6 protein-coding genes are annotated in these 6,883 nt (G+C 61.9%); 3 read left to right on the forward strand and 3 right to left on the reverse strand.

The window, feature by feature from the left end; translation table 11 throughout:
* Window positions 1–170: 170 nt before the first annotated feature.
* Entirely contained in the window at window positions 171–1,751 is a 1,581-nt protein-coding gene (locus VJ604_RS07895; RefSeq protein WP_324081353.1) for a peptide chain release factor 3, read from the reverse strand.
* 130 nt (window positions 1,752–1,881) lie between these two features.
* On the opposite strand from VJ604_RS07895, the gene VJ604_RS07900 reads away from it, so the two are divergent.
* The 3 genes from VJ604_RS07900 to VJ604_RS07910 all read left to right on the forward strand — a co-directional run bounded on the left by VJ604_RS07900 (window position 1,882) and on the right by VJ604_RS07910 (window position 4,179).
* Window positions 1,882–2,592 carry a PilZ domain-containing protein gene (locus tag VJ604_RS07900; RefSeq protein ID WP_324081354.1) on the forward strand — a complete coding sequence of 237 codons (711 nt, stop codon included), beginning with the start codon at window positions 1,882–1,884 and terminating at the stop codon, window positions 2,590–2,592.
* A 1-nt stretch (window position 2,593) separates the two neighbouring features.
* The gene (locus VJ604_RS07905; RefSeq protein WP_324081355.1) at window positions 2,594–3,364 is read left to right on the forward strand and encodes a TatD family hydrolase; all 771 of its coding nucleotides are present in this window, start codon (window positions 2,594–2,596) and stop codon (window positions 3,362–3,364) included.
* Window positions 3,365–3,681: 317 nt separating this feature from the next.
* Window positions 3,682–4,179: a ferritin-like domain-containing protein gene (locus VJ604_RS07910; protein WP_324081356.1), complete on the forward strand. Its 498-nt coding sequence runs from the start codon at window positions 3,682–3,684 to the stop codon at window positions 4,177–4,179.
* Window positions 4,180–4,432: 253 nt separating this feature from the next.
* On the opposite strand, the gene VJ604_RS07915 is transcribed toward VJ604_RS07910, so the two are convergent.
* Window positions 4,433–5,197, reverse strand: a complete 765-nt coding sequence (locus tag VJ604_RS07915; RefSeq protein WP_324081357.1) for a lytic transglycosylase domain-containing protein — start codon at window positions 5,195–5,197, stop codon at window positions 4,433–4,435.
* Between the two features lie 12 nt (window positions 5,198–5,209).
* A complete protein-coding gene (locus tag VJ604_RS07920; RefSeq protein ID WP_324081359.1) occupies window positions 5,210–6,604 on the reverse strand; it encodes a sigma-54-dependent transcriptional regulator in 1,395 nt (464 codons plus the stop codon).
* Between the last annotated feature and the right edge of the window lie 279 nt (window positions 6,605–6,883).

Below are 6,883 nucleotides of genomic sequence, written 5' to 3' on the forward strand. Positions count from 1 at the left end.
CCCGAAGGGGGAGGGTTAGGGAGGGGGAGCTGCCGTCCGGAGCAGGCATTGCAGCCGATGCGGGGCTGGGTTCCCCCTACCCGGCCTTCCCCCTTCGGGGGGAGGAGCGCTAACAAAAGGCGGAAGAAGTAAACCAGGAAAAGGGGGCTGAAGCGGCGACCACCGGTTAGCTAGCTGTGCTCGCGGGTGGCGTGGAAGGTGAGATCCTTCCAGTTCTCCATGGTGTTCTCCAGCCTCCACTGGCTTCCCGCCAGGTAGGCAAGGTTACCTTCCCCATCGGTATAGAGGCTCATTGCCTCTCTCTTCTGGAACTCGTCGAGCTTTTTGCGGTCGCCGGTCACCCAGCGGGCGGTCACGTAAGAGACCGGCTCGTAGGCAGACTTCACGCCGTACTCGTGCTCCAAGCGGTGCATGACCACGTCGAACTGCAGCATGCCTACCGCACCCACAATCCAGTCGGCCCCCATCAGCGGCCGGAAGACCTGGGTCGTCCCCTCTTCGGCGAGCTGTACGAGCCCCTTCTCCAGCGCCTTCGACTTGAGCGGGTTCAACAGCCTCACCTTGCGGAAGTGCTCCGGTGCAAAGTTGGGGATGCCGGTGTACTTGAGGTCCTCGCCCTGGGTGAAGGTGTCGCCGATCTTGATGGTGCCGTGGTTATGGATGCCGATGATGTCGCCAGGATACGCCTCGTCGACGTTGGTGCGATCCTGCGCCATGAAGATGGTGGCGTTGGCGATCTGCACCTCGCGTCCCAGCCGGAGGTGCTTGACCTTCATGCCGCGCACGAACTTGCCGGAGCAGATCCTGAAAAAGGCGATGCGGTCGCGGTGGGCGGGGTCCATGTTCGCCTGGATCTTGAAGGTGAATCCCGTGAAGGGCTCCTCGTAGGGGGAAACGGTGCGGGTAGCGGCTTCCCGCGGCAGCGGGGAGGGGGCATACTCCACGAAGGTGTCCAAAAGCTGCTGGACACCGAAGGTATTGATTGCGGAGCCGAAGAAAACCGGGGTCTGCAGGCCGGCCAGGTACGCCTCCAGCTCGAAGGGGTGGGCGGCGCCTTCCAAGAGCTCGATATCTGCGCGCAGTTCCTCCACCTGGCTCCCCAACAGCTCGTCCAGCTTGGGGTCGTCCAGTCCCTTGACGGTGACCACCTCGCCCACGCCGTGGTCGGCCTCGGCATCGAAGAAGGTGATCTCCTTGGTGTAGAGGTGGTAGGTGCCGCGGAAGCGCTTGCCCATGCCGATCGGCCAGGTCATGGGAGCGCACTGGATGTTCAGCGTGCTCTCGATGTCGTCCAGCAGGTCGAGCGGATCACGCCCCTCGCGGTCGAGCTTGTTGATGAAGGTCATGATCGGGGTATGGCGCAGGCGGCAGACCTCGAGCAGTTTCTTGGTCTGGCTCTCCACACCCTTCACGGAGTCGATCACCATCAGCACCGAGTCGACGGCGGTCAGCGTGCGGTAGGTATCCTCGGAGAAGTCGTTATGGCCCGGCGTATCGAGCAGGTTGATCTCGTAATCCCGGTAGGTAAACTTCATAACCGAGGAGGTGACCGAGATGCCGCGCTGCTTTTCCATCTCCATCCAGTCACTGGTCGCATGACGCGCCGACTTCCTCGCCCTCACCTCGCCCGCCTGCTGTATGGCGCCGCCGAAGAGGAGGAGCTTCTCGGTTATGGTTGTCTTACCCGCGTCCGGGTGGCTGATGATGGCAAAGGTGCGCCGCTTGTCGATCTCCTGCTCGTTGTACCGCATCTACTGAAACTCCCGTGTAAAAACTCTGGACAAAAGAAAGGCGAAGAAGGTATCTTCGCCCCGTTCCGAATAATAGGCTATTATATTGCATGGTCCACCCAAAAGGGCAATAACTTTTTTCAGGTGCCGGATGAACGATCTCTACCAGAAATTGCAGCTGGTCGGCGAGCAGGAGGACCGGGCGCAGATCCTCGCCGTGCTCGCCTCCATCCAGCAGGGCCGGCTCAAGAATGACATCAAGCTCCTGAACTTCTACCGCGAGATCCCGGTCAGTTACGAGGCGGGAGTCCTCACGGTGGAGGAGAGCGACGCCGAACTGCAGGTGCACCAGGTCCAGGCGGTGGTGATCTCCTTCGAGAAGATCACCGTGCTGAAGAGTAGCCACTTCCCCAGGGACGTGGTGGCCAAGGTCAACTACGTGAACGTGGAGAAGTCGCGCATCGTGCTCTCCAACTTCTCCTACGCAATCGTGCGCGCCGACCGGAGGATGTCGGTGCGGGTCCAGCTCACCGACCCCATCTACGCGTCCTTCACCTCTCCCGCCGGCAACATCGGCGGCCGGCTGCACGATATGTCGCTCACCGGCATCTCCTTCAATGTCGCGCAGGAACCGGCCATCCCGCTCAGCGAGAAGGGGGAGCTGGCGGTCACCCTGCCGATCGGGACCATCACGGTGCCCGCCTCGCTGCTCAAAGTTTTGACCATCCAGGACGGTTACCGCATGGCCTTCGAGATCGAGGTGACCAGGGCCACCGAGGCCAGCATTTCGCAGTACCTTTTCCGTCGCCAGGTGGAAATCATCAAGGAACTGAAGGACCACCCCGGCATCCTCCCCGACTAGCATGTTCTTCGACAGCCACAGCCATCTCGACGACCCGCTGCTACGCTCACAGCTTCCCGCCCTGCTGGCTGACGCCGAAGCGGCCGGCGTCACCGGATTCCTGGTGCCGGGCGTGCATCCGCGCGGCTGGCAGGATATCGCCCTCCTCCCCCGCACCTTCTCCCAGGTGCGCACAGCCTTCGGCATCCACCCCATGCATGCCGACCTTGCGACCGCCGATACCCTGTCAGAACTCCGACAGCTGAGCAGGCAGGCGACCGCCATCGGCGAGATCGGCCTGGACTACCTGCTTCCGTCGCCATCCCGTGAGGTGCAGAAGGCCGCCTTCCGCTCTCAGCTCGCCATCGCCCTGCAGGCTGGGCTGCCGGTGCTGATCCACTGCCGGAGGGCTTTCCCCGACCTGCTGGCCATCCTGGCTGAGCATGACGTGGCGCGGGTGGGTGGGGTCATGCACGCCTTCTCCGGCAGCCCGGAGACCGCCCGCGACTGTCTGCGCCTCGGCCTGCACATCTCGCTGGCTGGGACGGTCACCTACTCGAACGCCGTGAGGCCGGTGGCGGTGGCGGCCTGCGTCCCGCTGGATAGGCTGCTGATCGAGACCGATGCCCCCGACCTGGCGCCGGAACCGTACCGAAACGGCATCAATCTCCCCGCCTACCTGCTCGCAACTGCCCGCCGCATCGCCGCCATCAGGGGGATCACCGTGGAGGAACTGGGATCGGCCACCACCAGCAATGCCCAGCGGCTTTTCCGACTCGACCACTCTGACTAGCGGTTTCACAAGACCCCCATCCTCACCCTCCTTCGCCTGTCGGCTACGGCGGGCAAGCTTCCCCTTCAAGGGGAGGGAACGTAACGCGAGCTTTCTGATGAACGATGATCTCCTGCTGTCAGGTCCCCCCCTTGATAAAGGGGGGACAGGGGGGATTTGCATTTGGAGGGGACTACACCTTCGACGGTGGTGAGGTAACACGCGCTTTCTCTTTAACGCCCCCTCCCGGTTATTCTCATGTGAAAATTGACCTTCCCTGCTCCTTCGATATACTACTTCGTCAAAGGGTTTTTCTAACGAGCCGAGGGAGGTGCGCGATGGGCAGACAATACACCATGCAGGAGGCCTTGAAGCTGGCCATACAGACGGAAAAAGAGAGCATGGACTTCTACAAGAAGGCTGCATCCTTAACCAAGGACGAGCGTTCTCAAAAGGTCTTCACCCTGCTTGCCAACGAGGAGATCGGCCACCTCAAGGCCTTCTTCAATCATTACACCGGCGGCGACCTCGGGCAGTTGAGCGATTACCTGGAGACCCCGCCCGACAAGATCTCGGCCACCCATCTCGCCTTGGAGCAGGCACTGGCGGACGACGTCCACGAGCAGAAGGCCCTGGAGATCGCCCTGCAGGAGGAAAAGGCGACCATCGAGCTGTACACCGTGATGGCCAACGACATCACCGATCCCCAGGTGAAGCGGGTCTTCGAGACGGTGGTCAAGGAAACCCAGGGACATCACGACATGATCGAGGATGAGTACATGCGGGTGATGACCATGGTCAGCTCATCCGACCAGGATATCTACGTGAGGGAGTAACGTCGAAGGATCGACGCCACTTGCCGGCAAAAAGAGAAAGCCTCCGCACCTTTGACAGGTACGGAGGCTTTTTTCTTTTATCCCTCGCCCTCCGGGAGAGGGTGCCCGTAGGGCGGGTGAGGGCCCGTCACGAAACGCTAGACACGGGGTGACGGGATCGGCATTTGCGGCTGTGCTCCCCCTCCCTAGCCCTCCCCCTTCGGGAGAGGGGACTTAGTCGGAGGGCGGGGTGTGTCTCTGGTGGGATACGGCTCTACGCCATGTACTGCGAGTACAGCCCTTTCACCTTGCCAAGGTAGGCCCGGGTCTCTCTCGGCAAGGTGTCGGTGCCGTGGCGGTCGACGTTGCCGGGGCCCCAGTTGTAGGCGGCGAGGGCCTCGTCGATGTTACCACCGTAGCGGGTCAGCATGTCCTTCAGGAACCTGGTCCCGGCCATCACGTTCTGCTCCGGATCGAAGGCGTCGGTCACTCCCAGGCCCCTGGCGGTGGAGGGCATCAGCTGCATGAGCCCCTGCGCCCCCACCGGGGAGACGGCTCGGGGGTTGAAGTCGCTCTCGGCCTTGATCACCGCCTTGATCAGCCCGCCATCGACGCCGTAGCGGCGCGCGGCCTTGTCTATGATGGCCTGAAGGTTGGTCGGCCCTTCCGACGGGATCGGGGCAGAGGCTACCGGGACCAGTTCTCCTGATGCCGCCGCCTCGCCGCTTCCCACTGATTCTCCGCTCGCACCGGCGCCTGCCACGCCCCCTTTCGGCAACTGCTCCAGGAACCGGTCGAGAATCCCCTGAATGCCGGCGGAGGTGGTCGAGGTCCCCTTCTGCTTGTCATCGCCGATGCTCATGGCGGAACTCAGCATCTTCAGCCGGAGGATCTCGGCGGCCGTACTGGCAGAAACCGGCGCAGACTGCGTGTTGGGGGGAAGGTACTCTTCAAAGGGGACGGCGGCCGCGGGAGCGGACGGGGTCCCCTTGCTGACGGTGGGTTGGTTCTGCGCGTTTGCTACCGGCTCTATGGACATGGGTTTCCTTCTTCAGGGGTTGCCGACCTCGAAGATCAGCTTCTTCTTTTTCAGCTTTTCTATCAAGGTGGTCCGTTTCAGATTGAGCAGCTCGGCCGCCTCCTTCTTGTTGCCACGGCTCCGCTGGAGCGCCTGGAGGATCAGCCTGTTCTCGAATTCCTCAACCGCGCTGTTGAGACAGAAGCCGCCCGCAGGAAGATCGAGTTGCTCACCGTTGCCATTGGAGTGCTTGCCGCCACGGTATTTCTCCGGCAGGTCACCGGGAGTGATGACCCCGCCCCCCTTGATGATCACCAGCCGCTCGACCAGGTTCTCCAGTTCCCGCACGTTCCCCGGCCACTCGTAGTCGGTGAGCATCTCCAGCACCTGCTTGTCGAACCCCTGCACCTTCCTCTGCTTGCTCTTGTTGAACTTGTCCAGGAAGCTGTTCAACAGCAGGGTGATGTCGTTCCCCCGCTCCCTAAGGGGCGGCAGGGTGATGGGGATCACCGAAAGCCGGTAGTAGAGATCCTCCCGGAACGCCTTGCCCGCGACCAACTGGTCCAGGTTTTGGTTGGTCGCCGCGATGATCCTCACGTCGACCTTCTTGGCGCGGCTGGAACCGACCGGCTCCAGCTCCCGATTCTGCAGGACCCGCAAGAGCTTCACCTGCAAGTTCGCCTTCATGTCCCCGATCTCGTCGAGGAAGAGGGTCCCCTTGTCGGCCATCTCGAAGCGGCCCACCCGGGTGGCGACCGCCCCGGTGAAGGAGCCCTTCACGTGCCCGAACAGCTCGCTTTCCAGGAGCTCATCCGGGATAGCGGCGCAGTTCACCGCCACGAACCCTTTGTCGGAGCGGTTGGAGAGATCGTGGATGGCCCGGGCCACCAGTTCCTTGCCGGTCCCCGATTCTCCCTGGATCAGCACGGTGGAATCCGAGCCCGCCACCTTCTCCACCATCTCGAACAGCGACAGCATCTTGTCGCTCTCGCCGATGATGTTGTCGAGGAGCGCCCTGTTCTTTATGCACGGTTTGGACCGAAAAGTCTTGCTCTGCAGCGCCTGGTGCTCGAGCCCCCGTTTCACGTGGGTTTCCAGCTCCTCCAGGTTGAACGGCTTCTCCAGGTAGAAGAAGGCCCCCGCCTTGAGGAGATTGGCGGTCATCTCGAAGTTCGCGAAGGCGCTGTAGGCGATGGTGACGATCTCCGGGCGGATCGACTTCAGCTGCCTGATGAACTCCAGCCCGTTGACCCTCGGCATCATGATGTCGGTGATCACCATCTGCACGTCGTGCTGCTCCACCTTCTGCAGGGCGTCCTGGCCGTCGTAGGCCTGGAAGACCTGGTACCCCTTGTAGCTGAGAAAGGCGGCCACGAAGTCGCGCGTCTTCTTGTCGTCATCGGCGATGAGTATCTTGGAAGATTCCATGGGGTCCCCGATTTCAATTAAAGGAAGAGAGTGTGGCACCGCTTGTAGGTGAGTCGATGGAAAACTATAGCGGGTGACCAAGGGGCTGTCAATTCTCTGACTTTTTTGCTTCGGGCCGTCGGTCCGGCCCCCCTGCCGTCAATTTTTTGCCTCCCGCGGCCCCGGGCGGCAGAGCGCCGGTCAGCGCCACTCGCTGCGCCCCCTCCCCGCTCAACTTGGCGGAAAAATTCATTCAATTTTTACAGCACCCGTCCGAATAGCAGTAAGAAGTGGCGCCCA

Source organism: Geomonas sp., from assembly GCF_035254065.1.
Classification (GTDB): domain Bacteria; phylum Desulfobacterota; class Desulfuromonadia; order Geobacterales; family Geobacteraceae; genus Geomonas.

Bases quoted from the DNA above. Each gene is read 5' to 3' on its own strand.
- VJ604_RS07895 (WP_324081353.1), bottom strand. From the start codon at position 1,751: ATGCGGTACAACGAGCAGGAGATCGACAAGCGGCGCACCTTTGCCATC.
- VJ604_RS07900 (WP_324081354.1), top strand. From the start codon at position 1,882: ATGAACGATCTCTACCAGAAATTGCAGCTGGTCGGCGAGCAGGAGGAC.
- VJ604_RS07905 (WP_324081355.1), top strand. From the start codon at position 2,594: ATGTTCTTCGACAGCCACAGCCATCTCGACGACCCGCTGCTACGCTCA.
- VJ604_RS07910 (WP_324081356.1), top strand. From the start codon at position 3,682: ATGGGCAGACAATACACCATGCAGGAGGCCTTGAAGCTGGCCATACAG.
- VJ604_RS07915 (WP_324081357.1), bottom strand. From the start codon at position 5,197: ATGTCCATAGAGCCGGTAGCAAACGCGCAGAACCAACCCACCGTCAGC.
- VJ604_RS07920 (WP_324081359.1), bottom strand. From the start codon at position 6,604: ATGGAATCTTCCAAGATACTCATCGCCGATGACGACAAGAAGACGCGC.